General features: G+C 70.2%; 30 protein-coding genes. 2 read left to right on the top strand and 28 right to left on the bottom strand.

Annotated elements, in window-relative coordinates:
* Positions 1–84 precede the first annotated feature (84 nt).
* From QQM72_RS09205 to QQM72_RS09120, 18 genes are all read right to left on the bottom strand, one after another.
* Positions 85–597 (bottom strand): hypothetical protein, encoded by a 513-nt coding sequence (locus tag QQM72_RS09205; protein WP_314220304.1) that lies wholly within the window; start codon positions 595–597, stop codon positions 85–87.
* A 73-nt stretch (positions 598–670) separates the two neighbouring features.
* Positions 671–1,489 carry a DUF317 domain-containing protein gene (locus tag QQM72_RS09200; RefSeq protein ID WP_314220303.1) on the bottom strand — a complete coding sequence of 273 codons (819 nt, stop codon included), beginning with the start codon at positions 1,487–1,489 and terminating at the stop codon, positions 671–673.
* Positions 1,480–1,836: a hypothetical protein gene (locus QQM72_RS09195; protein ID WP_314220302.1), complete on the bottom strand. Its 357-nt coding sequence runs from the start codon at positions 1,834–1,836 to the stop codon at positions 1,480–1,482. The genes QQM72_RS09200 and QQM72_RS09195 overlap by 10 nt, the downstream gene beginning before the upstream one ends.
* 27 nt (positions 1,837–1,863) lie before the next feature.
* Entirely contained in the window at positions 1,864–2,667 is an 804-nt protein-coding gene (locus tag QQM72_RS09190) for a DUF317 domain-containing protein (RefSeq protein WP_314220301.1), read from the bottom strand.
* Entirely contained in the window at positions 2,664–3,047 is a 384-nt protein-coding gene (locus QQM72_RS09185; protein WP_314220300.1) for a hypothetical protein, read from the bottom strand. The genes QQM72_RS09190 and QQM72_RS09185 overlap by 4 nt, the downstream gene beginning before the upstream one ends.
* Positions 3,048–3,321: 274 nt before the next feature.
* A complete protein-coding gene (locus tag QQM72_RS09180; RefSeq protein WP_314220299.1) occupies positions 3,322–3,729 on the bottom strand; it encodes a hypothetical protein in 408 nt (135 codons plus the stop codon).
* Positions 3,730–3,743: 14 nt separating this feature from the next.
* Positions 3,744–4,394, bottom strand: coding sequence for a hypothetical protein (locus QQM72_RS09175; protein WP_314220298.1), 651 nt, complete (start codon positions 4,392–4,394; stop codon positions 3,744–3,746).
* Positions 4,391–5,149, bottom strand: coding sequence for a hypothetical protein (locus QQM72_RS09170; RefSeq protein WP_314220297.1), 759 nt, complete (start codon positions 5,147–5,149; stop codon positions 4,391–4,393). The genes QQM72_RS09175 and QQM72_RS09170 overlap by 4 nt, the downstream gene beginning before the upstream one ends.
* A 23-nt stretch (positions 5,150–5,172) precedes the next feature.
* On the bottom strand, positions 5,173–5,868 hold the full coding sequence (locus tag QQM72_RS09165; RefSeq protein ID WP_314220296.1) for a hypothetical protein: 696 nt from the start codon (positions 5,866–5,868) through the stop codon (positions 5,173–5,175).
* 14 nt (positions 5,869–5,882) lie between these two features.
* Positions 5,883–6,728: a relaxase/mobilization nuclease gene (locus QQM72_RS09160; RefSeq protein WP_314220295.1), complete on the bottom strand. Its 846-nt coding sequence runs from the start codon at positions 6,726–6,728 to the stop codon at positions 5,883–5,885.
* Positions 6,725–7,150 (bottom strand): hypothetical protein, encoded by a 426-nt coding sequence (locus QQM72_RS09155; RefSeq protein ID WP_314220294.1) that lies wholly within the window; start codon positions 7,148–7,150, stop codon positions 6,725–6,727. Before QQM72_RS09155 ends, QQM72_RS09160 begins: the two co-directional genes overlap by 4 nt.
* Before the next feature lie 99 nt (positions 7,151–7,249).
* On the bottom strand, positions 7,250–7,747 hold the full coding sequence (locus QQM72_RS09150; protein ID WP_314220293.1) for a hypothetical protein: 498 nt from the start codon (positions 7,745–7,747) through the stop codon (positions 7,250–7,252).
* Between the two features lie 46 nt (positions 7,748–7,793).
* On the bottom strand, positions 7,794–8,060 hold the full coding sequence (locus tag QQM72_RS09145; RefSeq protein ID WP_314220292.1) for a hypothetical protein: 267 nt from the start codon (positions 8,058–8,060) through the stop codon (positions 7,794–7,796).
* A gap of 412 nt (positions 8,061–8,472) precedes the next feature.
* On the bottom strand, positions 8,473–8,646 hold the full coding sequence (locus tag QQM72_RS09140) for a hypothetical protein (RefSeq protein WP_314220291.1): 174 nt from the start codon (positions 8,644–8,646) through the stop codon (positions 8,473–8,475).
* 206 nt (positions 8,647–8,852) lie between these two features.
* Positions 8,853–10,400, bottom strand: coding sequence for a restriction endonuclease subunit S domain-containing protein (locus QQM72_RS09135; RefSeq protein WP_314220290.1), 1,548 nt, complete (start codon positions 10,398–10,400; stop codon positions 8,853–8,855).
* A gap of 277 nt (positions 10,401–10,677) precedes the next feature.
* On the bottom strand, positions 10,678–11,820 hold the full coding sequence (locus QQM72_RS09130) for a hypothetical protein (RefSeq protein ID WP_314220289.1): 1,143 nt from the start codon (positions 11,818–11,820) through the stop codon (positions 10,678–10,680).
* A 33-nt stretch (positions 11,821–11,853) separates the two neighbouring features.
* Positions 11,854–12,312: a hypothetical protein gene (locus QQM72_RS09125; RefSeq protein ID WP_314220288.1), complete on the bottom strand. Its 459-nt coding sequence runs from the start codon at positions 12,310–12,312 to the stop codon at positions 11,854–11,856.
* Between the two features lie 37 nt (positions 12,313–12,349).
* Entirely contained in the window at positions 12,350–13,258 is a 909-nt protein-coding gene (locus QQM72_RS09120) for a hypothetical protein (protein WP_314220287.1), read from the bottom strand.
* 195 nt (positions 13,259–13,453) lie between these two features.
* On the opposite strand from QQM72_RS09120, the gene QQM72_RS09115 reads away from it, so the two are divergent.
* Both QQM72_RS09115 and QQM72_RS09110 read left to right on the top strand, forming a co-directional pair.
* On the top strand, positions 13,454–14,731 hold the full coding sequence (locus QQM72_RS09115) for a PIN domain-containing protein (protein WP_314220286.1): 1,278 nt from the start codon (positions 13,454–13,456) through the stop codon (positions 14,729–14,731).
* Positions 14,732–14,761: 30 nt separating this feature from the next.
* Positions 14,762–14,932 carry a hypothetical protein gene (locus QQM72_RS09110; protein ID WP_314220285.1) on the top strand — a complete coding sequence of 57 codons (171 nt, stop codon included), beginning with the start codon at positions 14,762–14,764 and terminating at the stop codon, positions 14,930–14,932.
* A gap of 75 nt (positions 14,933–15,007) precedes the next feature.
* On the opposite strand, the gene QQM72_RS09105 is transcribed toward QQM72_RS09110, so the two are convergent.
* From QQM72_RS09105 to QQM72_RS09060, 10 genes are all read right to left on the bottom strand, one after another.
* On the bottom strand, positions 15,008–15,928 hold the full coding sequence (locus QQM72_RS09105) for an HNH endonuclease family protein (protein WP_314220284.1): 921 nt from the start codon (positions 15,926–15,928) through the stop codon (positions 15,008–15,010).
* Between the two features lie 501 nt (positions 15,929–16,429).
* A complete protein-coding gene (locus tag QQM72_RS09100; protein WP_314220283.1) occupies positions 16,430–17,353 on the bottom strand; it encodes a hypothetical protein in 924 nt (307 codons plus the stop codon).
* Positions 17,354–17,631: 278 nt separating this feature from the next.
* The gene (locus QQM72_RS09095; RefSeq protein WP_314220282.1) at positions 17,632–18,204 is read right to left on the bottom strand and encodes a hypothetical protein; all 573 of its coding nucleotides are present in this window, start codon (positions 18,202–18,204) and stop codon (positions 17,632–17,634) included.
* Between the two features lie 13 nt (positions 18,205–18,217).
* The gene (locus QQM72_RS09090; RefSeq protein ID WP_314220281.1) at positions 18,218–19,732 is read right to left on the bottom strand and encodes a VirB4 family type IV secretion system protein; all 1,515 of its coding nucleotides are present in this window, start codon (positions 19,730–19,732) and stop codon (positions 18,218–18,220) included.
* Positions 19,733–19,760: 28 nt separating this feature from the next.
* Positions 19,761–20,222 (bottom strand): DUF6238 family protein, encoded by a 462-nt coding sequence (locus QQM72_RS09085; protein WP_314220280.1) that lies wholly within the window; start codon positions 20,220–20,222, stop codon positions 19,761–19,763.
* Between the two features lie 99 nt (positions 20,223–20,321).
* Positions 20,322–21,794: an SCO6880 family protein gene (locus QQM72_RS09080; RefSeq protein WP_314220279.1), complete on the bottom strand. Its 1,473-nt coding sequence runs from the start codon at positions 21,792–21,794 to the stop codon at positions 20,322–20,324.
* Between the two features lie 81 nt (positions 21,795–21,875).
* On the bottom strand, positions 21,876–23,246 hold the full coding sequence (locus QQM72_RS09075) for an SCO6881 family protein (RefSeq protein WP_314220278.1): 1,371 nt from the start codon (positions 23,244–23,246) through the stop codon (positions 21,876–21,878).
* Positions 23,247–23,282: 36 nt separating this feature from the next.
* Complete coding sequence (locus tag QQM72_RS09070; RefSeq protein ID WP_314220277.1) at positions 23,283–23,975, bottom strand: hypothetical protein; 693 nt, start codon at positions 23,973–23,975, stop codon at positions 23,283–23,285.
* Entirely contained in the window at positions 23,975–24,289 is a 315-nt protein-coding gene (locus QQM72_RS09065; RefSeq protein ID WP_314220276.1) for a DUF6112 family protein, read from the bottom strand. The genes QQM72_RS09070 and QQM72_RS09065 overlap by 1 nt, the downstream gene beginning before the upstream one ends.
* 136 nt (positions 24,290–24,425) lie before the next feature.
* Positions 24,426–25,550, bottom strand: a complete 1,125-nt coding sequence (locus QQM72_RS09060; RefSeq protein WP_314220275.1) for a C40 family peptidase — start codon at positions 25,548–25,550, stop codon at positions 24,426–24,428.
* Positions 25,551–25,582 lie beyond the last annotated feature (32 nt).

Genomic DNA, 25,582 nt, shown 5'->3' with positions numbered 1-25,582 from the left:
GGATCCAGGCGGGGTCACCGCCGCCGGCGAGGCGGCGCGGCGTGATGAAGTCGACCTCGACGGTTTCGGGAGTCGGGGCCCTAGTCACTTCCGTGCCGCGGTTCGTCGCACGGGTGCGAGGGCAGGCATGGGAGCCAGGGATGAGGGGGCCTTGCGGGCTGCGGTGTTGATCTCCCGGAGCGCTTTGCCGTGGGTGGCCCAGTCGTCGAGGTAGCTCCAGGATTCGGCGTGATGTTCGGCGAGGGCGTCGTCGAATTCGGCGGTGCCGGGCTTGGCGGTGGCGGGCAGGGCGTCGCGGGTGAGCAGCCATTGCTCGTGCAGTTCGTCGAGACGGTCGAGGGCCGTGTGCAGGACGCCCAGCTGGTATACCCAGCGGCTCTGCACCGTGTTCTCCGGCAGTTGGGCCAGCTGTGTCTCGGCGGTCGCCAGCAGGTGCCGGGCGCCGTAGCGGAGCGGCTCGAACGCGTCGGCGGTGTCGGCATCGCGCTGGCTCTTGCGCATGCCGTAGGCGTGGTCGTCGTAGGGCCAGCCGTCGAGGCCGGTGTGCTCGTCGGAGTAGGCGTCCCAGGCGTCGAGGATCTTCTCGCTGTCCCGCACGTAGTGGTCGAGGTGGCGCAGGAAGTCGCGGTGTGCGTGGTGGTCTCGGGAGATGGGGAGGGGTCCTGTCAGGTCAGCGGCGAGCGGCCGGCTGCGCGGTACTGGCGTGCGCCGGGATCGTCGCGGGTTTCGTCTGCTGGCGGCGGGCTGAGCGTGCCTGGGCGCGCAGATGCTTGATGCGCGTGGCGTGGGCGTCTGCCACCTGCTGCGGGCGCAGCGGGCTGGGCTCCTGTACGGCGCTGTAGTGGCCGGTGCGTTCGAACATGCCGCGCTGGAGCGGGCTGCGGTCGGTCAGCGCGGTGAGGAACGCGCTGACCAGGTGAGCGGGGGTGTGCTCGTCGAGGTAGGCGTGCCAGATGCGCGGGCCGGAAAACTCCCCGTGGCCGGGCTCGCGGGTCTCGATGTGCCAGGACGACCGGTCGTGGAATTCGCTCAACGGCCGCAGTTCGATGTGGCACATGGAGTCCGGCGAGCGCGCGCCGTCTGGCTCGTGGTGCCATCCTGCCGAGGTTACCTGCTGCCACGGGTCCGGCTGCTGTGGCGGCGGGGCGGTGAGGGCGTCGGTGAAGGCGGCGAGGACCTCCGCGGGCACGAGTTCGCCGAACTCGGCGTACCAGCCGGGCTCGGTGCCGACGGGCTCCGCCCGTAGCCGCCACCACGCCGAGGTGCGGGACTGCGGGTCGAACTGGAGCCGGTGGCGAAGGTCAGGGCTTGCCAGGATGATTTCGGCGCTCAGGGGGTCGGAGACGGCGTTCCATCCGGCGGCGGCCAGGCCGTGGGTGACGTGGCGGGCGTCTCCGGGGCCGGCGAGGTGGCGGGGGCTGGTGTCGTACGGGATCTGCACGGCGTGCTTGTCGGCGAAGGCGGCGAGCTGCCGTTCGCTCAGCGGCACCAGCAGCACCCCTGCTCGCTCGTCGGCGAACTGCCGTACAGGTCACGGAGATCGTCCAGCACGTAGTGGAGGGTGTGCTGGTCGGCCAGTTCCCACGCGGCCGTGCGCAGCTCGGTGATCAGCAGGTCGCCCTGCGCCGTGCGCGGCGCGTCAGGGCTCTCCTGAACGGCGCGGGCGAGGGCGCGCAGCGTGTCGGCGAACTGGACGGGTAGGCCCGTGTACTCGTCGAGGAGGGGCTCGACGAGGGCGAGGGCTTCTGCGGGGTCGGGGTTCTCGCGCAGGTAGTCGGTGAGGTCCGCGAGCGTTTCGGTCAGGGTGCGGATGGTGTCCGGGGTGAGTGCGGCCATCGGGCTCCTCGGGGCGGGCTATTGCGGTCAGCGGCGGGTGCGTGTGCCGCCGGCCGGGGTGTAGGGGCGGGCGCTGGTGCGCGGCCTGGTGCTGCGGGCGCTGTTGCGGGCCCAGGTGGCGGCGCGGGCGGCCGTGATGCGGGCCTGCTGCCACGCACTGAGCTGGGAGGGCTTCACGGACACCGACCAGGTACGGATCTGCGAGCTCATCGGCACGCGTCCGCGTGGGCGCATCACCGGGTCTGGGCTGGCGAGTTCGGTGGAGAAGGCTTGCACCAGGTGCATCGGGGTGTTCGGCGTGAAGTTGGCCGTCCAGCCGTTGCCCTGCTTGTCCTGCGCTCCGGTCCACCACATCGCCGCCCCGTCGGGGCTTTGCCGGTACTGCACCCACGCGGTGCAGTCGGGGCTCGTCGCCATGTAGTCCTGGCCCTCGAAGCGCGTGTGCCATCTCTGCTCCCGCAGAGGGGCCCAGACGTTAGGGGCATGGGCGGAGCGGGGGCGGGTGAGGGCATCGGTCAGGCCGGCGACGATCTCCACCGGCGTTTGCTGGCCCAGGTGGGCGGACCACTCGCCGTTCGCTCCGTCGGCTTTGCCGTGGATGGTCCACCCGCCGGGGAGGACGTAGGGGTCGTAGGCGATGCGGACGGTGCGGTCCGGGCTCTCCATGTGCAGGGGTCCGCCCGTCTTGGACTTGTCCCGCCAGCCGGCGGCGCGCAGGAACTCAGAGACGTGCCGGACGTCGCCGCCGCCGGCCAGGGCGCGGGGCTGGATGAGGTAGTGCTGTTCGGCCTGTTCGTCGGGTCCCCAGCCCTGCCACTGCTTCTTCTTCACCGGCGGCGCCGGACGACGAGCGGTGCGGGTGCCGGGGGCTTCGCCGCCGTAGTGGCGGGCTGGGCGCCGACGCGCTGGAGGGTGTCTTTGTGTTCGTCCAGGTCGAGGGTGATGTCGCCGAGTTCGTTCGAGGCACGGCCCAGGGCGAGCCACACCTCCGCGGGGAGCGCGCCTCGCTCCGCCTGGTCCTTGGCGAACACGCTGCCGGTGGCGACGAGGTGGGTGACGCCGCCGAGGACTCCGGTGTCCGGGTCGAGCACGCGGGCGATGACGTGAGCGGCCTGGGGCGGGGGAAGCTGAGAGAGGTGGTCGGCGAGCTGGCCGAGCTGGCGGGTGATCTCGTCGGCCGGTCTCACTGGGTGGGGGGTGGGGTGGGACATGCTCCTCCGGGCGGTGGACGGTCAGTGGTGGTGGCGGTGCCCGACGCGCTGTGTCTCGGCGAGGGCGGCCTCCGGGCGAGCGCCTGCCAGCGGGGAGGCGCGGTCGGGGCCGGTCGGAATACAGGCGCGCAGATAGCGGCGGAAGAGGGCTGTGGCGAGTCGGGGCTTGAGCCGGTTGCTGATCGGTGGGGGTGTGCGGATTGCTACGGGTATCTCCGGGGCTCGGGTGGTGAGGCGGGCGGTCCCGGCGCGGTGCCGGGACCGCCCAGGCGCCTTACGGGGTGCGGCGGGCCGGAGCTGCAGGCGAGGGGGAGCCGATCGGTTCCTGTTGCCGCACGGCAGGGCGGCCCGCTCGGGTGCGCAGGTCATGCACGGCCTGCCGGTAGGCGGATTCGTCGAAGACTTCGGGCGTGCAGTTGACCTTGTACCCGGCCAGGAGCAGGACGGGGATGGCGCGGGTTGCCAGCTGCTTCTGCTCGCCGGCGTCGAGGTGTTCGGGCACGGTGTGCCAGATGTAGAGCGGCGCGTCCGTGGGGTCTGCGTGGCGTTCCAGGCCGAGGTGTTCCAGCAGGTCGTGGAGCTGGGCGGGGGCGCCCGTCGGGGTGTCGGCGTGGATGGTGGTCATCAGGGCCTTGATGTAGATCTCGACGTCCGTGCCGTATTCGTCGGCCAGGTTGGCCATGTGGTTCTCCGGGGTCAGCGGCGGCGGGATTCGGCGGGCTGGGCCCGGCTCGGCGGTGGTGAGGTAGTGGCCGGCCGCTGCGCAGGGCGCGCGGCGTGGTTGCGGGCGTGGAGGATGGCGCGCGCGGCCTCGCTCATGGAGGTGGCGGTGCTTCCGAGCCGTGCGATGGGATCGGGTTCCCCGGCGGGCGCGGCCCCTTGGAAGTCGCCGGCGGCGATCCAGGCGCGGACGACGACCTCTCTGGCGAGGGGCAGAAGCCCGTAGACGGGGGCAGCGACCTCGGTCAGGACCTCGGCCACCTCGCTGCTGGTTGTGGCGGATGCGGCTCGCTCAGTGAGGCACGCCAGGTAGCGCAGGGCGGCCTCACGTTCACCGTCCGGTGCGACCAGCATGTTCAGCGTGGGGTCGAGGTGGACGCTGTGACCGGCGGCGAGCAGGGCGTGCGAGGCTGCGGTTGCCTTCCGGCGCTGCTGCTCGACGGGCAGGCCGTGTGGAAGCCGGTGATAGTCCCCGCGCGGTCCGGGAGCGGAGAGGAAACCGCCGGTTCGCTGGAGGATGTCCGCGGCCTGGTCGGTGCCGCCGATGGCCACGACCAGGTCGGTGCGGGGGTCCTTGGTGATGGTGACGTACTCCAGCACCCAGAAGTCGGGCTCCGTCTGCTTCACCGAGACCGGGTGGCCGGCGTACGGGGACCGGCCGGGACGGGCGGCACGGAAGGGGCGGCGGCGGTGGGCGCGGTCCGGCCTGCGGGATGCTGCAGAGCGGTGCCGATGCCGAGCGCGTCGAGGCGCGGACCGATCTCGCGCAGGGCGCGGGCCTGGGCCTGGGTGTCGTCGCCACTCAGGCGGTAGATGCCACTCTGCGGGTCCTGGACGAAGCCGTGGGCCATGAGGACAGCGCTGGCGCGGTCGTCAGCGGGGGCAGTGGCGATGCTGCCGTCCGGCTGCCAGGTCAGGACGACCCGGTCCGGCTGGGAGGGCTGGATGCCGCCCAGGGCGTTGTGGCGGACCTGGGCGAGGGCGCTGTCGTATCGGGCGAGCAGGTCGCCGGTGACCTGCTCGGCGCTCAGGAACGGGTCATCGGCCAGGGCGATGCCGTTGGGCTCGGGAACGCCGCGGAACGCCTCGTCGGGCAGGGCATGCGGGGCGACGGCGGCGATGATGAAGCCGTCGCGCTCGTCGTTCCGGTCCAGAAGGACGAGCTGCGCACCGTCCTGTCGGCTCAGGACGGCGGCCTGCTGCAGGGGGTGCTCGGCGAGAGAGGCGGCGACCAGGTCCAGGTCCCAGATGCGGTCGGCGAGTTCGGCGAGGTCGTCCTTGGCGTCGGCTGGCAGGTGGGAGCTGGTCCAACTGTCAGGGAGTTCGCCGGCGAGAACGTCGGCATACGAGGCGAGGCGCTCGGAGGTGTCGTGGTCGTGCATGGTGTCCTTGGGCGAGGTGGGAGTCAGCGGCGCAGCCCGGCGGCCATCGGGGGCGGCGGGGCCGGGAGGGTGCGCGGCGGTGGCGGGCAGGCGCACATGGCAGAGCGCTCTTGCTCGGTTGACGGGACTTCCCCGGTGCAGGTGCTGCGGCCGGGGTGCGGGGCGTGCCGGTCGGCGAGCTGGTTGCGGGTATCGGAGAGGTCGGTACGGATGACGCGAAGGTGCTCGTCGGCGAGGTAGCGCAGTCGCCGCGCGATGTAGGGGTCGGCTGCCTGGCCGAGCCCGTCGTGGAAGTCGGCGGTGGCGGTGAGGACTTCCTCCAGCGCGGCGAGGACGCCGTCGTGGGCGGCGGTCAGCTCAGTCAGCGCATCGGCCGCCTCGTCCGTAGTGGCGGCCTCGCGAAGGCGCTCGGCGACGTGGGCAACGGAGGAGCCCAGCGGCAGGTAGCTGGCCGGACGCGAGTCGGTGTCGAAGTCCGCGTCGCAGTCGACGTGGTGTCCGGCCGCCCGCAGGCGGGCCACGGCGTCGGTGGCGAGACGGGACTCGTCGTCCTCCGCTAGGCCGGTCGGGGTGCGGTGGTACGTCTCATGGACGCGGACGACGGCGACGAAGCCCGCGCGCTGGAGGATGCTGTGTGCCTCGGAGTCGCCGCCGCGGGCGAGGAGTTCGTCGGAGTGCGGGTCGCGGCGGATGTCCAGGAAGCGGTCGGTGCGGGGCAAGGAGACGTTTTCTCCTACGGCGATCGGTGGGCGTTGTGCCGGACGGCTGCCGGGGCCGGGACGGCGCGGGGCTGGGCCAGGCGGTTGGCGGTGGTGTCCAGGTCCTGCTGGATGGCGTGGAGGCGGCGGGCGATCAGCTCCAGGCGGTGTGCCGTATCGGTGCTGGCTGCTCCCGGCTGGCGGGCGATCCGGTGCGAGGTGTGCTCGACGAGTCCGCGTACCGCGGGCAGAGGGCCGGCCTGTTCGTTGGCGAGCTGCGTGAGGATGGTCGCGAGCTGGGCCGACGCCGTGAGCGCCGCGCGGACGGCAGGCCGCGAAGGGGGGTCGGATCGGACAGGGATCAGGTGGAGGTCCTGTTCGATGCGACGCGCCTCATGTTTCAGGCGCCGCAGTTTGTCCGCGGGAGGAGCGTGCCACGCACCGTCGAGGTGGATCAGGTTGGCGATCAGGTCGAGGCGGCCGGGCTGGGCCTGGACGGCGATCCATCGGCAGCCATGTTCCTTGCCGGGGCTCTCGATGCCGGCGGCTCGTGCGAGCCGTTGAGCGACCTCGGCCCACTCCGGTCCGGTCAGTTCTCGGTCGTCCGGGTGAAGGCGGATGTCGAGGTGGAGGATCGCCCGCCGGTCGTCGTCGGGGCTGGCGGCGGACGGATGCTCCAGGTAGGGGTCTTCGAGGTGCTCGGCCCACTGGACGGACGTCCAGATCCTCTGCTCGTCGTCCAGGGTGAAGTATTCCAGGCCGGGCCAGTGGGCGACGATCGTGTGCTCCGTCAGGCCCTCGTTCGGTGAGACCGGCCGCCCCAGCGCCTCTTCGAGCGGGTCGTGGGGCCGGTGGGTCCGCTCGTGCAGGCGGGGGATCACCGGCCGCTCCGGATGTCGGCGATGTGCACGAGCTGGCCCAAGGCGGTGGTGGTGTACCAGCCGCAGTCGATCAGCTCGTCGCGGTCGGCGAACCGTGCGAGGAGGGTGTCCTCCATGGCCCGTAGATAGATGAGGCAGTCCGGGCAGCGGCGTGAGAGGTGCACGAGGTGGCGGGGGTGGGCGGTGACGTAGGACTTGGCGCCGCCGGTCGCATCCCGCAGGCGCCACCCGTCCTCGTCGGTCGGGGTGTGCCAGGACGGGGCGACGACGCGCATCGCGTCGCCCCACAGTTCTCCGCCGGCCACCCCCTTCAGGACGACGACGGTGTCACCGGCCTGGAAGTGGGCGTGGGTGATGTCCCGGTCGGGGGTGAGCGTGTCGGGCGTCGGTGCGAAGGCCGAGGTGGGCGGGGGCTGGGACATGAGTTCCTTCCGCGCGGTTGCTGGCGGGGTGGGAGCATCAATAGTCCGGAGGAACGCCGGTTTGGCTAACCGGCGTTTCCCGGCTATGTTGCCCCGCCGTCAGCGGAAGGGGTTCTCCGTCCCGCGGTCCGCCTCACTGGCCGCGTCGAGGAGTTCGACCAGGTCAGTGCCGTCGGCGTCGCGCTGGTCGATCCACCATCCGGCACGGGTGATGGAGCGGGCCTTCTCTTCCAGCTCCGCCCAGTCCGCCTCGTCCCAAGTGCCCTCGACGACGAGCTCGGTGTGCGCGGCCGTCATCAGTTGGTGGCGGGAGCGCTCGCCCCAGTCCAGGGCCTTCTCCGGGCCCTCCAGCTGCGGCATGTCGAACTGCTTGGCCCACGCGACGGCTGCCTCCTGCTCCTCGGCACGCTTGGTCGCGAGCCACTCGTCCTTGGACTCGGAGTCGGCGTCGCGCGCCGCTTTCCAGCAGTTGGTGCAGTCCTTCGACGCGAGCCAACGGGCAAAGCCTGCCCGCTTGTCGGCAGGGCGATTGGACAGGTCATGATCCACGCTGTGGGAGCAGGCGTGCTCCACGGTCCAGTGCGTACGCACGGCCATAATTCGTTCTCCTCAAAAGGGGTTGGAAGGTGGGGGTGCGCCCAGATCAGGGCGTCTTGTGCCGGCCTCGGAGTGGGCGGCGGTGTCGGCCGCGCGGCCGGTGTCCGGCGGGGCGGAGCTGTCGGCGCGCGGCGAGAAGGACGGCGAGGGTGAAGGCCGCGCCGGCGGCGGGGAGCACAGCGCTGGTGAGCGGCTGCTCGGCGAGGCGTCCGGCCAGGGCGGTACCCGCGGACTGTCCGACGCCGATCGAGAGGATCAGCCACGCATACGCCTCGCTGGTCCGGCCCGCCGGGGCGAGGGCATCGGTGGTCACGTAGGCGCAAGCGACCATGACGGTCAGGAACGCACCGGGCACTGCGATGGCGGCGGTGGCCGCGAACGGCGCGGGCAGGGTTACGAGCGGGAGCCACCCGGCGCGGAACGCGGCGCTGGCGATGATCAGCCGGTCGGCGGTGGTTTGACTCCAGGTGCGGCGCCCGTAGACGAGGCCGCACAGGAGGCTGCCGGTGGAGAACGCGGCGGGGATGATGCCCGAGGGTCGTGCCGGCCAGGCCGGGGACGGCGGTGACGGTGAGCGCGACGGTGGGGTTGTACGCGGAGGCGAGGACGGAGACGAGCAGGGGGCCGACGATGTACAGCAGGCCCTGCGTGCCGGTGCCGGTGACGGTGACGGTGTCGAGGGCGAGCGCGGCGTGCCGAAGGCGGGGGTCGGGCAGCACCCTGGGCTACAGGGCTCGCAGCCCGGCCTCCAGGGCCGGGGTGGTCAGGCCGCCGGCGACGACGATGGACGTGGCGACGCCCGGTTCGCCGTACGGTCCGGCCAACGGCAGGGCCACCAGGAGGGCCGATTTGAGCATGGCGGCCGGAAGATGCACCGCCGTCTGGCTGTAGTGGTCCATAAGGCGTTCCTTGACCGGCTGAGCCAGCGCGGACGACCGCCCAGACTGGGCAGTGTGCAGCCTGCCGAAGGCGATGCTGCCTCCGCTCACGGTGGCCATCAGTGGGATTGCGACGGGCGCCTTCCCTGTCAAGTCTTTCCGCTCAACCGTTGGGCTTGGATCTGCGGTGTGGTGCGGTTGTGTCGCCGTGCCCTCAGCGTCGGGAGCTACTGGAGCCCGACTGCTCGGAGCGCACGCTCCTCCCCCTCGTACGGGTAGAAGTGGCCGTGGTCGAGGCTCGTCTGGAGCAGCACCCCCTCTTCCTTGTCGGCATGAAACAGCGACAGAGCGGCGCAATGCTTGCACTTCTCGCAGGTTAGGAACGGGCTCAGCGGGTGGAGTCCTTGGTCGCGGTCAGCCAGGTACAGGATGTGGCCGATGCGTTCCGGTCCTGCGTAACACAGGTTCTCTGTGGGAACGACCGGGTGGTCGCCCATCAGCCGCCGAAAGGTGACGGTGTCCGACTGCTCGTGGGGATCCCACACCACGTTGGTCACATCGAGCAGTTGCAGGTCAGCGAGGAACCGTGCTCGGTCGAGGAGGAAGCGCAGGCCGTCTTGAGCCTCCTTCAACTTGGCGGCCGAGATAGCGGGGAGGTCTTCACGCCCGTGGGCCCTGCTGTTGCGCTTGGTGCCGAGGCTTCGACACGCTGCCTCGGCCTCGTCGTCCGCAAGGAAGACTGCGAGCTCATGGAGGGGGTGCTCAAGCGGAAGGCGGGACATTCCCTCCGCTGTTGCAATCTGCTGGAGGATGCGCTGCCAGTCTCCGAAGCCCGGGCCGCCAGGCCCGGTTGCGATCTTCTTCTTGAACGCTCTGATGGCCTTGCAGGTGATGCCAGCCTCGTGCGCCAGAGCGGTCGTGAGAAGCGCGCTGTATCCAAGCAGGGTTTCCGCGGCCTTGAGTACGGCCGCGTACTCCTTCGCCTGGGCATCGTCCTGGCTGTTCGCGCTCTTCTGCGCCTCGACGTTCCGCCATCGCAGAGCGATCGGATAGGGGTATCGCGTGCGGACGATGAAGTCCGGATCGTCGAGTTGGGCAGCTGCCACAGATCGGAGCCGGGTGAGCTGGCCGGTAGTGATGATGAGCCGCCTGGCCTCCTCCGGGCTCCCGCTCCGATCGAAGACCGACTCCGCGAGCGCGCCAGCTTCGGCCGCCATTGCACCCAGCCGCTGTCCAGCGGCTGCGAGATCGGACAGAGCTGCGGACAGCGCTTGGTCTTCATTTGGTAGGTCCAGCGCCTTGAGCTGGGAGAGCCTAAGGTGCTGTTGCCCTGATGATCCGGCTGCGAGATCTCCGACGGTATCGGAGCGCAGGAACGCGAGGATCAGACGGGCGTGCTCCGGCGACAAGGATTTGGCCGGGCGGAGCACGAAGAGGCTACGCACAGCAACGGCCGGTAGATCGGATTCCTGTACTAGAGCAGCCTTCGGCCGACCGGAGATCACCGAGGACAGCAAGATGTCGCCGACGCGGAGACGAAAGCGCTCCGGCGCATCGTTACGCCAGTCATCGACTTCCGGATCCGGTTCCGCGATCGCACCATCTCGCCCAATGTTTTTCAGCCAGATGAGGCGGACAGCGTCCGAGTCGGCCGGGCCGCAGGTGCCGTCTGCGGCCCGACGGTCAAAAGCCCATCCGTTGAAGACCGTACTGAACACCGAATCGAACGGCAGGCGGTCCGGCGACAACTCTTCGTGCTGCTCAGTGTTGGACAAGGCCCCCCCAGGATCGTGATGCCGAGATCTTACGATGTTGGAAGAATGCACCGTCAGGCGTGTTGGCCTGGGGCTTGGTTGGCGGATGATCGGCACGCCGCTCCGACACGTTGAGGGTTCGCGAGCGAGGGACGGCGCAACGTCGTTGGGGAGGCGGCCGGTGAGGGTGCCGCCGAGGAGTCGGGCGACGTACGGGCTGCCCAGCACTGTGCCGTAGGTGATGCGCGGGGCCGAGGCCGTGGGTGCGGTCAGGGACAACGAGGGGCTTTCCCGGGGTCTAGTGACGGCGGGCGGTCGTGCTGGCGCGGGGTGGCGGCGTGGGCGGGGTGGTGTCCACGGCCGGGCGCGGGCGGGCACGCAGCACGGGGGCGCGGTGCGGGGGCAGGACGGCGACGGTCGCGCCGAGGTCCTCGGCCGCTTCTTCGACTTCGCGGGTGAGGAACTCGATCTGCCAGCCCAGCGCTGAGAGGCGGGCGGCGATCTGACGGCCCTGTGCGGTCTCCAGAGCGCTGGCGAACTGGCTGCTCGTCTCCAGGAGTTCCTGCAGGCAGACCATCGGGCCGGCGGCGTAGCCGCGCTGGACGGCTCCGAGGAGAGCGTTCGATGCGTCACCGGCGGTGTGGTCTTCGACGACGTCGCGGATGAGTTTCTGCAGGGACACCTCCGGGGCCGGTGCCGGGCGGTTGAACCGGGAGACGTCTGCTCGCAGCACGCCGGGCGGGACCGGAGCGGGCAGGGCCTTGCCCGCCTCGTACGCGTGGGCGTAGTACCCGATCACCTGCCAGCCCGGTACCCCCGGATCGCCGCGCAGCGCGACCACCTTGGAGTCGTCGTCCTCGACCAGGTAAGCGAGGGTGATCGGCTGCCCGTCGGCGGCATACCACGACTCGGTCAGCTCCAACTCACCGCGCCGCTGCGCGGCCTGGGCCCTCTCGGTCCATATCTGCTGCTCCTCGTCGGTCAGCGGAGCCTTGTGGTGCTGGTCGGCGAGGTTGCTGGCGATAGAGCTGTGGTTCGCCCAAGCGGTGAGGTGCGGCCACAAGGCCGCGTGCTGAGTGAGTTCGGCCTGGGAGCCAGGGGTGGCTGGCCGGTCGAGGGCCCGGCGGATCTCGGCGGCGGAGTCAGCCAGGCCGTCCAGGACGGCCCGCCACCCGGCCAGGTGCCGGGCGGGTGGCAGCTCGTCGAGCACGCGGCGGGCGGCATTAAGGAGAGCCTCGGCGTGCGGGGCGAGGTGAGTGGCGTACGCCTCCACGGCCGCCTTTTCGCGGTGGGCTCGTGCGGCTGCGGCGGCGCCCGCGTGGACGGTACGGCCGTAGCGGTCGCGTGTCATGTCGAGTGCGGCCTCGGTCTCGCTGTCGATGACCGCCATCCGCAAGCGGAAGTCACGTGCCCCGTTGGCCAGTTCGGGAGCTGTCGGCAAGTGGCCGTTCGGGGGCCGGGCTGCTCGCGGGTGTCATCGGGACCGCCCGCCGGTCGCGGCCGTCAAATGGACGGTCGGAGCGTACGTGGGCTTCGGCGGGATCGGCCGGGCCGCTGGCGGGGCGGTGGTGGGCGGTGCGGAGCGCTGCGTCGTCCGGCCGGCGGCGGCCTGGGCGAGACGGCTGCGGCGCTCCTGGAGTCCGTTGAGCCGGGCGGGGCGTGGCGGGCCGGCCGAGAGGGACGGGTCGAAGCGGATGTCGGCCTCCACGGTGTAGCCGTGGCGGCGCAGGTCGTGGACGGCTTGGCGGGTGCGGCGGACTCCGTCGCGCTCGGGCTCGCTGAGCCGGTACAGGCCGGGTTCTCCGGGAACGGGCTCGAACTGCTCGCGCTCCAGGTACCAGTGGGCGAGGTGCGCGGGCAGGGCGGCGGTGAAGGAGGCCACGAAGCCGTGTTCCTCGTGGTCGCCGAAGGCGAAGTGGGTGCCGGGTCGCAAGGGGGCGGGGTTCTCCTCGGGGCGTGGGACGGAAGGGTCAGGGGCCGCGGTGCGCGGGCCGGGCCGCGGTGAGGGGGCGGGCTGGCGCGGTGACGGGCAGGGCCGGGCGACGGTGGGGTGCGCTGATGCGGGCCTGACGAAAAAACGTTTCGCCGTCGGAGAGCCACGTCTCGATGGCCGGCCACGCGCGTGCTCGGCGCTCCTGCTCCGGCACGGAACCGCCGTGGACGATCTCGTCGACCAGGGTTTCGGCATCGATCACGGCGTCGGCCAGACGGGACAGGGCTGCGGCGTCGTCGGGCCACGGGCTGCTCGCGGGCCGGCACCGGTCGAGCAGCGTCGGGGCGTGGTCGACGACGGTCAAGAAACGGCGCCAGGCGTGGTCGAGGAACAACTCCGTCGCGGCGCCGAGGGCGGCGGCGCTCAGCGGGGTGGGGTCGCTATAGCGACCGGAGGCGTTCATGGCCTGCCAGGTGTCGTGCTCGGAGCGGATGTCCCCGAGCACGGCTACGATGGCCGCCGTCTGGCGGGCGTAAACGGCCTGCTCGTAGGCGGGGAGGTACCGGTCGGTGAGGGCCTGGGCAGCCCGCCCGGGGAACGGCGGCAGGACGATGCTGCGCGGGGCGTGGGGATCGCCGTAGCCCCCTTCGAGCCTCTCGGGCGAGAAGGCCCCCACCAGGTAGTCGAGTTGACGGCCGGGACGTTCGATGAACAGCAGCGTGGTGCCCTGCACCATGTCGGTGAGGAGCGCGGCGTAGGGGATCCGGTCGCTCTGGAAGGCGCGGCCGAGGTCGCCGCTGTCCCAGATCCAGGGGACCAGGTCTTCCTGCCAGGCGGGGTGCGAGTAGATCTCGACCGAGGCGTGCCACTGGCCGGGCAGGAGGCGCGCGAGGTCGCGGGCGGCGTCGCCGATGAACCGGCGGCTGCTCCCCGGACGCCGCCACAAAGGCTCTTTCTCCCGAAGTTACGGCGAAGTGACAAGTTGCTCTCTGTAATCAGAGTGACGCTCGGTCAAGGAGGGCGAGACGGGGCCGGGGACTTCGCCGCCCTGACTGTCGGTGCTGGAATTCCCCTGTCCCGGTGATCGGAAGTTGAGAGGGTGAGCACGTACGACTTTGAGCTGAGAAGGACGGGGCCCTCATTGATCATCCTCGACGCGAACATCATCAAGGGGATTTCGTTGCGGTCTTCAGTCGCGGACGTGCTCCGCACCATCCGGGCTGCGAACGTGGAACGTGTGGCTACTCCATGGATCGCCGTGGAGGAGATCCTCGCGCAGGAGGCCCAGCGCTACCAGACGAAGCACGAGGCGGCCGTGGCGGCCATGGACGAACTCCGCCGGGCCACGCCCTGGGAGGATGTCGCCCACCCGAGGAGATTCTCGGCGGAGCACGTACGTGAGCACTGGCGCGAGCGCTACGCGTCCATCACGGAAGTCCTGGAGACGTCCCACACCGCGTACCAGCAGGCCATGTACCGGGAGACGAACCTGATCGCTCCATGCAAGCTGGTCGACGCCGGCAAAAAGAAGACCGGAGCCCGTGATGCTGCGATCTGGTTGACGGCGGTCGAGTACGCGCGCGAGCACCCGGACGAGGCCGTGTACTTCATCAGCAAGGACTCGGACTTCTCCAACGACGGCACGTTGCCGGAAGCGATGCAGAAGGACATCGCCGACATGGAAGGCCGCTTCTTTTTGTTCACCTCGCTGGATGGAGTTCTGCCGAAATTCTCCGTCGGGGTGGAGGCCAAGGCTGAGGACATTCAAGGGCTCTTGGGTACCGAGGAGAGCCGCGCAACGATCCTGGAAACGGCTCGAACCGTCCCGAAACGCTACCGATTGGTCGACGGTTCGCTGATGCGCACAACCAACGACGGTGGAACCAGGCTGTCCGCGATCAGAACCACCCCCTGGACCCCTACGGCGGTGGTGCTGGACAACGTGGTGGAGGTGAGTAGCCATGAGGTCGACGGGCACCACTGGTTCACTGCCTGGGCGCGCTGGCTGCTCCGGGACAGCAAAGTCATCGGAGGCGAGGAGCAGCAACGGGCATATGCCTGGGAAACTCGAGTCCTGCTGAGCACGGCGGCGGACAACGCCATGGCGGTCCTCGATTTCAAGCGGCCGACCTCCATCTCACGGGACGACATTCCCAACGTTCCGACGGCCACCGAGGCGACGACGGAACGTGATCGTCTGATCCGGCTGGGTGAAGCGCACATCGCTGCGTTGATGAACACCCCGGCGATGCAGGTGACCCTCTCCAGCCTTGCTGAGCAGCTTGCCCCCGAGTTGACGCCGGTTCAGGAGACGATCCGCAAGCTGGCCACTGGCGACCAGGTGTCTCGCGCCCTGAATGAACGGCTCGCGGAGACTCTGCGCAATCTGCAGATCCCGGAGTCTGACGACGAGGATTAGACGCCTTACCGGCGCCCGGTCCCGCTCGCCGTGCCGCTGCAGAAGCTACGTCCGTACCGGGAGGCCGCGGCCGGCTTCGGCATCGGCGTAGTCGCCGCGATCAGGGGCGTGGCCGGCGGTAGGCTCCTGATCCCCACGATCAGGCTGCTGTTCGGCAAGGGCAAAAACCGCTGGTGCCTCACCCTGCTGGTCTCCGGATGAGGGGTGCCGGACTTCTTCGTTCGCTGTGGCAGCCTGGTGGCGGTGGACGGCTTGTTGGTCCTGGTCGCCAGCCTGCTACGAGATGTGGAGGTCTTGCTCCCAGTCGCTGATGGTGCAGTCGCCCGCTGACACGTCGGACGGTTCGGCCGTAAGGTCCCAGACAGCCACGATGGAGAAGGTTCCGCTGACCGCGGCGTCGCCTTGCAGCTCTTCCGTCCCGTCTCCGTCGGAACTGCTGCGTACCAAGGACGCCGACAGGCTGGCCTCGAAGGTGCCACCGAAGGTGAACTCGATCCCCCCGGCGAAGCGGCTGAAGTCGAGGATTTCGACGTCGAGCGTTATGAAGTTGGGGGTGGGCGGCCCCGCGGTGATCGGGTCGCCCGTTTCGGTGGCCTCGAATCCGGCCGTCACCCGGTCGTGAATCTCCCTGATGAGCTGCACAACCGGGTCTTGGAGCGCATCGACCAGTTCGGTCCCGCAGACCTCTTCCAGCAACGACGCTGCGGTGCGCCCCCGGCCGTTCAGGGTGACGTCGATGCGCTGGTAGTTCCCTGTCTCCTCGCAGACGGCCACCTCCAACTCACGGAAGGATTGGTAGTCAACGAGCTGCGGATCCATCATCGCCAGGATCTGAACGACGGTGGGGGCGTGGTCCAGGAACTCCTGCCGGAGGCCCGGGTCGCTGAGATCCGCCGTGGCGGCTTCCAGCAGATATGCGGCTACTTTGCCGGACTGGCCGAACCTCCGCACGCGAGCGATAACGCCGGCGCGGTGCTTCTCTGCGGTCTTCAGTTGATTAACCACGATGGGGGCGTCGTAGGTGGAGTTGGTCTTGTTCTCTGCCCCGTTGCACAGAACACAGATGGGCGCGAGGTTATGCGGGTCATGGATGTCGAAATCGTGCGGCAGGCCGTACGCGCGCCTGAGTTCGCGCAGTCGGAGTTCGCTGACGTCCTTGGGGATTATGTGGTCGATCTGGGCGATGCTGAACTCCACAGGCTTGGAGCACCAGTAGCACTTCGAGCCCCAGGCTTCCCACAAGGCGAGACGCAGCTCCTTGTTAGGACCTCCCTTTCTGTAGCGGACAGCGCGGACTGCTGCACGAACCATGGTGCCCCCAAACCACTTGCTGCGCGTACGACCGTTCTACCCCAGGCGTTGAGGACGCGCCGACCAGTCCGCCGGAACCGGGCGGATCAGTCCGATGCTGACTCGAACGTCGTTGCCTGAAGCGCCTTCTCGTTCTGGTATCCATGGAAGCGGGTCCTGAGCGTTAGCTCCTCGGCACGTGCCGGGACGACCATAGACGCCTCGTGAGAATACCCAGCACCGCGAAGCGAGCGTCAGCAACCGGGGCAGAAGACCACCCGCGGGCTCTGACGGTCCGCCCCGGCCCGCTGTCTACGTCACGCAGCCCGCGACCACGGCTGCCCGGCCTGCAACTCGCGCTGGTGCGGGCGAGGTCATGTGTTCCTGGAGGGAGGCGGCGGTGCGGCGTCAGCGCGTGTGCCGCGGCGGAGCTGACGGGAGGGCTCGCGGGTGAAGGGACGGTGCACGAGCCGGGGTGGAAGGCAGCCGCGGTGCGGGCGCGAGCGGGGTGAGGGCCCGCATCCGGTCCTCGGCCACGTGCAGGACCTCTCCGAGGTTGCGGATCTCGGCAGCGGCGTCGGCGAGGTCGTAGGACAGGTCGAAGCCGTCGTCCTCCTCGGCTTCCTTGGCTTTCTCGCCGGCTGCTTCGAAGAACTCGCCAAGCTGTGCCAGCAGGCCGTCGGTGGGTTCCAGGATTTGATGCAAAAGGGCAGCAGCATCCGCGTGCGACTCGGCTCCGTTGAGCCGGTCGGTCAGCTCGCGCAGCGCGTCGCCGTAGACGTAGGCGGGGCGACGGTCTGGTGTGCCGGGGGCGTCCTTGGACGGGGGCGGGGGCGTCAGTTGGGGCGGGTGCACATGGGGGCTTTCGTTGGGCAGAAGGGGGTGCGGTAGCAGTCCGAGCTGGGCGAGGCGGTGGTCGATCGCGTCGATCAGGGGTTGGGCGCTGCCGCCGTGGCGGGCTTCGGGGCGCTGGCGAGCGCCGGGGTTGTCGGAGGGGGCGGAGTCGTAGAGGACTTCGAACAGCGTCTGGTTGTCGGGGTGCTCGCGGGTCGCGATCCAGCCCTCGGGATCTCCGGGCGGGTGGTCGGAGGACGGTTCCTGCGGCGGACTGATACTCAGGTAGCTGTCGTCGGGGAGCGAGACGCGCACGATGTAGGCGCTGAGGCCGAACTCGATGTCGCATGGCAGTCCGCGCGCTCGCAGCGGCGTAGTGATGTGCGCGTGGCGACGCCACAGCTCCTGCCACCACGGCATGTTCACGTCGCGGTGGTCTGGAAGTGGCGCGATCGGAGTCGCGCGGGCGTCCGTAGCGTTCGCCTCGTCAGCGGCCACGGATTCTCCTGCGGGACGCCGGTCGGTGTGACGGAGGCGTTCGGCGAGCGAGGTCGGCTTCCGGCTTCGGAACCGGACTGAAGTCGAGTTCGTACTCGTCGTAAGCGGCGATCAGGTCGTGTTCCAGCTGGGCTTCACGATCGGCGACTTGCGCCATGAGGTCGTCGTGCTCGGCCTGACACTGCTGGTATTCGGCCCAGTCGGCGTCGCTGAAATGAGCGGGGCGGTTCAGAGCATTCCTTGGGATGTGGGTGGATCGGGCTTCGGGGCAGGCGCGGTCAGCGGTGACGACCGCCCGGCCTGGGTGGCGGAGGCGCTGGCGGGCCTTCCTGACGTGTGAGCGTCGCGAGGAAGCGTTGGAAGCCGAGGTGGTCGTCGAGTTCCTTGGCCGCGTCACAAAGGGATTCCGAGGTGCGCCGCAGGAAGGCACGGGCTGAGGCGTGGTCGATGACCATGCGGTTTGTGAGGTAGTGCCGGTCGATCGGGTTGGCAGACCGGGGCAGGGCCAGGGCACACTCCGCAGTCTCGGTGAAGTGCGGGGCTGCGTGGCTCGACATGGTCGCCGCCGTGCCGAGATGCTTCAGAACGGTGCTGCCGGCGCGGGTGGTGTGGTGTGGGCTCCGGGCGAAGTCAGCAGTGAGCCGGAGGACATCGCGGGAGAGGTTCTGTGCGTCGGTGGCGTGCTGGAGCAGCGCGGTGTAGGAAGGCGTGGCTGGTACGTGTCCGTTCTCGTCCGGCAGCTCCCACTGCTGGGCAGCGTTGAGTAGCTTGTCCTTTATCGCGTTGAGCCCGCCGATAAGCTGGAGCACCTCGTCGCTCGGTATCAAGTCGCGTGGGAAGTCGGGCTTCACGGGCCTCTTTATCTCAGTGCATACGGGCGTCGGTGTCGAAGAGCGCCAGTTCGTGGCTGTGCAGGAGGTGCTGAACAATGAAGCTCCGACCTGCGACTTTCCACAGGCCGCGCCCTCGGTTGAGGTGTGCGATGGCGTCCATCTCGACGGAGGTCAGGCCGAGCAGGGAGGCCGCGGCGTGGAGTTGGTCGTTCTCCTGGCGGTAGATGATCCGGGTGCTGCAGTCGGCGAGGAGTCCCTCGGCCAGGGCTCGGCCTTGTGATCCGGCGTCGCCGGCGGTGAGCAGGTCGGACAGCCGGTGGATCACCATGAGGTTGGCGATGCCGAGACCACGGGAGAGCTTCCACTGGGCCTGCATCCGCTGGAGCAGGCCGACGTGCCGCATCAGCCTCCATGCCTCGTCGTACACGATCCAGCGCCGCCCGCCGTTCGGGTCGGAGAGGGCGGACTCCATCCAGGCGCTCGCGCAGGTCATTGCGAGGACGAGGGCGGTGTCGTCACCGCTGCCGCCGAGGCGGGACAGGTCGATGGTGAGCATCGGCGCGTTCGGGTCGAAGCTCACGGTGGAGGGGGCGTCGAACATGCCGGCCAGGTCGCCGTGGACCAGGCGCCGCATGGCATGGGCCAAGTCGCGGGCGGCGTCGCCGAGTTGGCCCGACATCATGCCGGCGGCCTCATCGAGCGCGCTTGGGTTGTTGAGGGCGGCGGCGACGTCGCCGAGTAGCGGGGTGCGGTGCGTGTCGGCGGCGCGGGTGACGACGGCGTCGAGGGCGACGTCCAGCGCGGTGTGCTCCATGGGCATCAGGTCCCGGCCCAGGACGGTGCGGGCAAGGGAGCCGAGCAGGAGCAAGCGCCGCTTGCGGATCTCGCCGTCCCAGTCGGCCTCGGACACGCTCTCCGGGCGCGGCGCCGCGTCAAGGGGGTTCAGGCGACCCGGCAGTCCGGGACCGAGGGCGACGGACCGGCCGCCGAGGGCTTCTGCCACCGGAGTCCACTCGCCCTTCGGGTCACACGGGACGTAGACGCGGTATCCGAAGGCGACCGATCGCAGCGCGAAGGACTTGGCGAGGGCGCTCTTGCCCTGGCCGATCACGCCGGCGAGCAAAAGGTTGGGGTTGGTGAATCCCTCGACTTTGCCGTACAGAGCGAACGGGTCGAAGACGAATGATGCTTCGGCGTGGACGTCGCGGCCGATGTAGATGCCCTCGGCGCCGAGTCCGCCTTCGGCGAGGAAGGGATAGGCGCCAGCCGCGACCGCAGTGGTCATGCGGTGGGCGGGCAGCTTCAGCCGGTTCCCGCGAGAGGAGGCGGGCCCGGGGCGTCCGCTCGGTGGGTAGAGCGGGGCGGGCATCTGGTGCTCGGCGGGCGTGCTTTCGCTCTGGTGGGCGCTGGCTTCGGCGCGGGCTTTGGCGGTGGCCTCGGCGAGCTGGCGGCGGGCGGCCTTGCGGCTGGCGCGGTCGGTGCCGTGGGGGGTGAACAGCGGGCTGGCGGACGCGCGGCGGGCGCGACGGGCGGGCCGGTGGCTCATCGGGGGCCCTCGATTCTGCGGGTGGTGCTCATCGCACGCAGGCCGTGGTGTGCGGCCGGAGGTCGGTGGGGGTGGTTTTGCGGCGGACTACGTGTCCGGCGGCGAGGTGGCGTTGGCAGATCGTCAGCACGGGCGGGCCCTCGGGAAGCCGCTCTGGATGGCAGGCGCTTGTCTCGGCGTCGGCCTGGGGTGTGCCGGGCAGCAGGTGGAAGGCGGCGTGGACTTCGCTGGTGGCCTGCCAGAGCCTGGTGTGGGCGGTGGCCAGGTGACGTCCGGCGACCGGGTGCGGGGGCCGGGTGTGGTCGGCGAGCCGGTCCAGAAGCTGGAGCAGAGCGGTGAGGTGGGCGTGCAGCACGTCAAGGTGCAGACGATCTCCGGGCTTGGGCGGATCCGCGTCCGACGGCGCCAAGGCCCGTGCGTGGTGGCGGATGCCGGCGCTCGCGGCGCGGAGGTAGGGGTGCGCGTCGTCGGGGCGCGTAGGAGAGGTCAAAGGTGGTGGTCCTTCCTGCCGGTAGGCAGGGCAGTGAGGGGCGACCCGTCGCGGGTGAACCGGAGTGCGGTGGGTCAGGGCGCGCACGGCGCGGCTGGTTCACAGGGCGGTGCGGGCCAGCGGGAGCGCGGTGAGGGCGAAGGCGTCCGGCTGCTGGTAGTTGAGCCGACGAAGGTCGACGCCGGAGGTGACGGCGTGGGTCTCGATCTGTGCGCAGGCGGCGTCCAGGAGGGCGTCGGTCTCGGCGGTGACGGTGACCAGGCCGGTCAGGGCCACGTCCGCGTGCCCGGCGATGAGTTGGCGTTCGCGGGTTTTGACGTCGGCGTACTCGACGGAGTCCTCTTCGGAATCGACCTGTCCGCGGCGTGCGCGCTCGTTGGCGTCGGCGATGATCGCGGCCTTCTTGCGCTGGACGTCCCGCAGTGCGGACTCGAGCCCCTGCGGCACGTATATAAGGGAGAGGCTGCGGCGCACGCCGGCCGTGAACATCAGCCCGTGCAGGAACCCGGCCCCCATCTCGGTCCTCGGCCAGTTCTCCACCCAGTACGTCGCGTGCCGCGCGCTGTCGGTGGCGAGGCGGTCGTACTCCTCGAACTGGACGACGGGCCCGGCGGCTGCGGGGTCGGCCTCGGCGCGGCCGGTCTCGGACCACTGCTGGAGGGCTGCGAGGGCCTTCGGGTCGTAGGCGGTGCGGATGACGGCGGCGATCTCCCGCGCGCTCAGCCAGCCGGTGACCTGGAGACCTGCGTTGTGGACGGCCTGCGCGATGGAGGCGGTGGTCTGCCCCATGACGGTGAACGCCCCGGGCAGCCCTCCGCCGGCCTGGCTGATCAGGCGCCGGGCGGCCTTGAGGTCGAGGGAGATGGCGAGGTAGGTCTCGTGTGGGGCGGCGGCGGGGCCGGCCGAGGCGACCAGTTCGGAGTAGATCTGTCCGGCGACGGGGGTCTGGGGCTGCCCGTGGTGGGTCCAGTGGCGGGTGAGGGTGTCGCCGCTGTCGGGGACGGTGCGTTCCAGCACCTGGACGGTGGCGATGTGCCCGGTGCGGGCGATGCCCGCGAGCGCGCGTCCCCAGCTGCTCACGTTGTGGTTCTGGGTGGCGGGGTCGAGGAGGGCGAAGGCGCGGCTGGTGACGCGGGCGATGGCGGTCAGGGTCTGTTGACGCGGGTCGTGGACGGCTGCGGCGCCGTTGGCGGAGTCGCCGGGGGTGACCACCTTCAGGGAGGCGACGGTGCCGGGCAGATGGAGGACGCCGTCCTGCCGGGGCCGGGTGACGGGCCGGGCGAGCCAGAGGGTCTGGCCGGTGCGGCGGCGGTGCGCGTACCGGGTGACGATCGGCGCCCAGTCGATGAGGGAGCGGCCGTGCCTGCGGATCGCGACGAGTGCCCCGGATACCGCCCACAGCGGTGCCAGGGCGACGGCGCCGAGAAGCCCGGTGGATATCACCGTCATCAGCAGCAGGGCCAGCGTGCAGGAGACTAGGACGAGTTGGGGCAGGGAGAGGCCGAGGAGGATGCCGCGGCGGCTCCGGTGCGGGAACTTCACCGTGACCGGGGCGACGGAGAGATCAGTCATGGGGCGGGTCCTGGAGGCGCGGGTGGAACCCGGGGGCGGGAGGGCGCGTGCACGTCCCGCCCCCGGGAGTCGGTCAGGGAATCAGAGGCCGGTCGGAGGCGGCGGGGGTCCGCTCGCCCTGCTGGACGGGGCGTTCTGCGTGCCGGAGGACGGCGGTGCCCCCTGCGGCGGCGGGGTTGTGGTCGGCGGGGTGGACTGCCATCCGCCGCTCTGCCCAGACGCGGTACTCGCACCGGATCCGCCAGGCCCCGGGCTGCCGCCCACCTGGCCGCTGGTGTCGTCGGACACGCTAGTCGGCGCGGGCTGGACGGCCTTCTCCAAGCCGGACTTGACCGCGTCGCCGCCGGGCGAGGCACCCGTTCCGCCGCTCTGCGATCCCTCCTTGCCCTCGCCGCCTCCGCCGGTCGGGCTGGCAGCGATGTCGCCGGGGAACCCGCCGCCGTCGGGGCCCTGCGGTGCGGCACCCGCGCCGGCGGCAGCGCCACCGGTTCCGGCGGTGGCCGCAGCAGCGGCGGCCTTGCGGGCGGCCTTCTCGGCGTGAGCCTTCGCGATCTGCGCACCGGCGCCGCCGGCACGGTGGATGGACTCCCCGTCGGTCCCGTCGGCCGCCCAGTGCACGAACTTGAAGACCGCGTACGGGCACAGCAGCACCAGGATCATGATGACGATGCCGGACATGACGTCGGCGAGGGCGGCGATGCCGTCCTCGGCCTCGGTCTTGCCCATGGCAGCGATGCCGAGCACGAAGATCACGGTCATCAGCAGCTTCGAGACCACAAGGGTGGCGGTGGCTTCGATCCAGCCCTTGCGCCAGCGCTGGGCGACTTCCCAGCCGCCGCCGGCGGACGCGAAGACGGCGAGGGTGACCATGACGAGGATGCCGATCTTGCGGACCATCATCACGCACCAGTAGAGGAAGGCGCCGATGGCGGCGCCGAGCCCGACGACGACCGGGACGAGCCAGCCGAGTCCGGACAGCGATCCGATCTGGTTGACCTTCACGATACGGCGCACGGCTGACTCGATGTTGAGGTGCGCGGTCCTGAACAGGCCGTCGCTGACGGCGTCGACGACTTCGACGGCCACCGTGGTCAGGGCGATGGCGCAGAAGGCGAACAGGACGCCGCTCATGGTGCCGGTGAACGCTTGTGTCAGCGCTTGCCCGTCGCGCCGGATGGCGGCCCGGACCAGCTGTGCGCAGAACGTGGCGACCAGCAGGACCAGGCCCAGTGGCAGCAGCATCTCGTAGTTGTCACGGAACCATCCGGCGTTCAGATCCACCTTCGTGGTGGTGTCGACCGCCTCGGCGGCCAGGTCGGCTGCGGCGGCGGCCAGTTCACCGGCGGATTTCGCCATCCAGTCACCGATGGCCTTGCCGGGGTCCGAGGCGAAATCCACCGCGTCGCCGACCGTGCACAACTTGTCGGCCAGGGGGTAATCACAGAAGCCCACGGGGAGTTACTCCTCCTTTCGTGTCTCAGGCGCGGGTCACTGCGTGACGCTCGGAGCGATGGCGGCCAGGGTGCAGTCGTGGTTCGGGCGGCACTGGACGGCGAGGGTCACGGCCCGTTCCTCGGCCCCTCCGCCGCCCTTCTTCCAACTGAGCGTCTGCTTGCCGTTGACGGTGACGACGTAGATGTACGCCTCGGTGATCGCGGACGGGTCCTCGGCCAGGGCCTGTTTGAACGCGCCGGGGTAGTGGCCCTCGGTGACGTGGGCGGTGGCGTACTGGTCCTGGTCGGCCATCCGTGACCACAGCACCGGGTCAGGAACCTGGCCGGAGACCGAGGCCCAGTCGGCGTACTTGGTCTCGGCGGTCATCCAGGCGCGCATGCCGGCGAGCTGTTGGTCGCGGCTGGTGTCACGGGTGTCGTAGGACCACAGCATCTGGGCTGCTGCCTTGGCGTAGGCGACCGGCTCGGAGATCTGCGGCGGCTTGGGCACCGACCCGGATCCGGAGGAAGGCTTCGGGGCTGCCTCGGAGGAGGACGGGCTGCCGGTTGGGGCAGGCGCCACGGCGCCCGGAGCTTGGTGGCTATTCCCGCCTCCGGTCAGCAGGGCGACGACCCCGGCGATGGCGAGCAGGACGGCGACGGCGGCGGCGACGATCGCGATGCGCCGGTTGGCCGACCATCCCGAGCCGTACGAGGACAGTGAGAGGGACGGGGATCGTTTCCGCATCAGTGGACCTGCGAGCCCAGGCTGGAGAAGAAGGCCACGATGCCGTTCGCGGCGCCCAGACCGAGGGCGGCGCCAGCGGCGACCACAGCGCCCTTCTTCCCATTGGCCTCAGCCTGGTGGCCACCGGTGTGGTGGCCCCAGGCCCAGACGCCGAGCGAGACGGCGAGGGCGCCAACGACGGCGATGATGCCGAACATGTTGATCGAGTTGACGACGTTCTTCAGCACGCTCAGGCCGGGCAGACCACCGCCCTTGGGCGAAATTCCTGGGTCGTAGGCGAGCTTGATGACGCGGTCTGCGAGGGGGACGGACATAGGGGTGGTGGGGCTCCTTGCATACGCGGGCCCAGTGAGGGCCGGCGGGGAAGGCGAAAGCGGAGGGGGCGCGCGAAGGGCCCGGAAGTGGCCGTGGGGCCAGGGCGCCCGGGGCGATGCCGGGCCGGGGGCGGCGTCACAGGACGCGGCGGGCGACGAGAATCGTCCAGTCCTTGATCGGGGTGATCCGGACCGGCTTGGTGGTGCGCGGCGCCTCGATCACGAGGCCCTCGCCCATGTACATGCCGACGTGCTCGGGCCGGGCGTCGGTACCGCGGCTGAAGATTAGGTCACCGGGCTTGAGATGAGCGGGCGAGATCGCCTTGCCTTCGTTGACCTGCGTGTACGTCGTGCGGGTGAGCGTGATTCCGGTGTGGGCGTACGCCTGCTGCATCAGCGAGCTGCAGTCGCAGCGGCCCATGGGGTCAGGACCATGCGAGTTCGTGCAGGAGCCGCCCCACTGGTAGAGCGTCCCGAGCTGCTGCATCGCCCAGGTGATGGCCTTGCGCGCCTTCGGATCGGCGTCCTTGGGGATCGAGTAACCCTTCGGGACGCTCCCCTCGGGGATGCGGCCGAACCCGGAACCGTCCTGGCCCGGCGCGCAGCCGGTCATGGCCGACTGCTTGTCCTGGTCCGTGTCCTTGCCGTCCGCGCCACCGCCGCCGGGGAAGGTCTTGGCGATGGCAGCCTGCAGCGCGGTGGCCAGCTTCTCCCACTGCGCGTAGGCGTCCGGCAGTCCGGACTTCTGCACGGCTTGGGCGGCCTGGGTGACGGTCATCTGCTGCCACCCGCTCACCTTGAGCAAGTGCTTGTAGAACTGCTCGCTCGCGTAGGTGGGGTCGCGGATCTGCTCAGCGCTGCCCCAGCCCTGGGAAGGGCGCTGCTGGAAGAGGCCGAGGGAGTCGCGGTCGCCGTCGGCGAGGTTGCGCAGTCGGCTCTCCTGTATCGCCGTGGCGAGCGCGATGATCTGTCCCTTCTTGGGGACGTCGAGGGAGAGGCCGGCGGCCACGACAGTCTGGGCGTTGGGGACCTGCTCGGCGGGCAGGTCCAGGCCCTCGACGTGCACGTCCTTGCCGGAGGCGCCGTCGAGGATCTTGGTGACCTGTTCGGCGACCTTGTCGCTGTCGATGTCGCTCAGGCAGCTGCTGAAGGAGCCGCTGCTCTGCACGGCGTCGGCCGATGAGGCCAGCATCATGCCGGTGCCGGCGATCAGGATCGGGGAGAGGAAGACGACGCCGATGCCGGTGGCGAGCCCTTTCAATCCGAGCGGGCCGCTCGCCGGTCAGCGGTTTC

Origin of the sequence: Streptomyces zaehneri (assembly GCF_032248645.1) — a bacterium.
GTDB classification, from domain to species: Bacteria; Actinomycetota; Actinomycetes; order Streptomycetales; family Streptomycetaceae; genus Streptomyces; species Streptomyces coriariae.
This window is presented reverse-complemented; position numbering and strand designations above follow the sequence as displayed.

Excerpts from the sequence above, each read along its gene's own strand:
- QQM72_RS09195 (WP_314220302.1), bottom strand. The coding sequence starts at position 1,836 with ATGGCCGCACTCACCCCGGACACCATCCGCACCCTGACCGAAACGCTC.
- QQM72_RS09185 (WP_314220300.1), bottom strand. The coding sequence starts at position 3,047 with ATGTCCCACCCCACCCCCCACCCAGTGAGACCGGCCGACGAGATCACC.
- QQM72_RS09180 (WP_314220299.1), bottom strand. The coding sequence starts at position 3,729 with ATGGCCAACCTGGCCGACGAATACGGCACGGACGTCGAGATCTACATC.
- QQM72_RS09170 (WP_314220297.1), bottom strand. The coding sequence starts at position 5,149 with ATGCACGACCACGACACCTCCGAGCGCCTCGCCTCGTATGCCGACGTT.
- QQM72_RS09155 (WP_314220294.1), bottom strand. The coding sequence starts at position 7,150 with ATGTCCCAGCCCCCGCCCACCTCGGCCTTCGCACCGACGCCCGACACG.
- QQM72_RS09150 (WP_314220293.1), bottom strand. The coding sequence starts at position 7,747 with ATGGCCGTGCGTACGCACTGGACCGTGGAGCACGCCTGCTCCCACAGC.
- QQM72_RS09140 (WP_314220291.1), bottom strand. The coding sequence starts at position 8,646 with ATGGACCACTACAGCCAGACGGCGGTGCATCTTCCGGCCGCCATGCTC.
- QQM72_RS09090 (WP_314220281.1), bottom strand. The coding sequence starts at position 19,732 with ATGAGCCACCGGCCCGCCCGTCGCGCCCGCCGCGCGTCCGCCAGCCCG.
- QQM72_RS09080 (WP_314220279.1), bottom strand. The coding sequence starts at position 21,794 with ATGACTGATCTCTCCGTCGCCCCGGTCACGGTGAAGTTCCCGCACCGG.
- QQM72_RS09070 (WP_314220277.1), bottom strand. The coding sequence starts at position 23,975 with ATGCGGAAACGATCCCCGTCCCTCTCACTGTCCTCGTACGGCTCGGGA.
- QQM72_RS09065 (WP_314220276.1), bottom strand. The coding sequence starts at position 24,289 with ATGTCCGTCCCCCTCGCAGACCGCGTCATCAAGCTCGCCTACGACCCA.